Genomic DNA, 523 nt, shown 5'->3' on the forward strand with positions numbered 1-523 from the left:
AGTATGTGGGCAAGATTAAAGGAAGAACTAATCTATAATCGATATAATGCTTCAAAAACAACTGTTGAACATATGAAAACAATTATATGGAGATATTTCATTAGTTACTGGAATAACCGAAGAATCTGCTCCACCAATGGAGGATTACCTCCAATGATTAAGAGACAACAGTATTACCGCTCATTGAAGGATGCAGCGTAGATCGAATATCCTCGAGGAAAAAGTGTAAAGAGATATTGACAATATCAAAGGCTAATGCTATCCTGCTTCGCGCCAGGGTTTGTCAAGTTAAGTGTGTAAGTTTTTTTAGGTATCATAAAAGAAGATGCGTTACCAGTGATTGCTGGCTTTAAAATTTCTCGTATTTCAGGATACGAGCTTGCAGCTTATCATCCATAGCCAACTGGTTTCTGACCATCGCCCAGTTCTGGATATGATGCCCTTCCCACTTGGCATAGAGTTCCTTTACCCTGAGATAGAGAACCTTGAAGACAGATTCCTCGCTGGAGAACGAGCCCTTCTT

At 39.8% G+C, this 523-nt stretch carries 1 pseudogene; it reads left to right on the forward strand.

Annotated elements, in window-relative coordinates:
- Window positions 1–201 (forward strand): annotated as a pseudogene (locus AB840_RS18035) (hypothetical protein); the annotation flags it as partial.
- Window positions 202–523 lie beyond the last annotated feature (322 nt).

The sequence above is a fragment of the Megasphaera cerevisiae DSM 20462 genome, from assembly GCF_001045675.1.
Lineage (GTDB): Bacteria > Bacillota > Negativicutes > Veillonellales > Megasphaeraceae > Megasphaera > Megasphaera cerevisiae.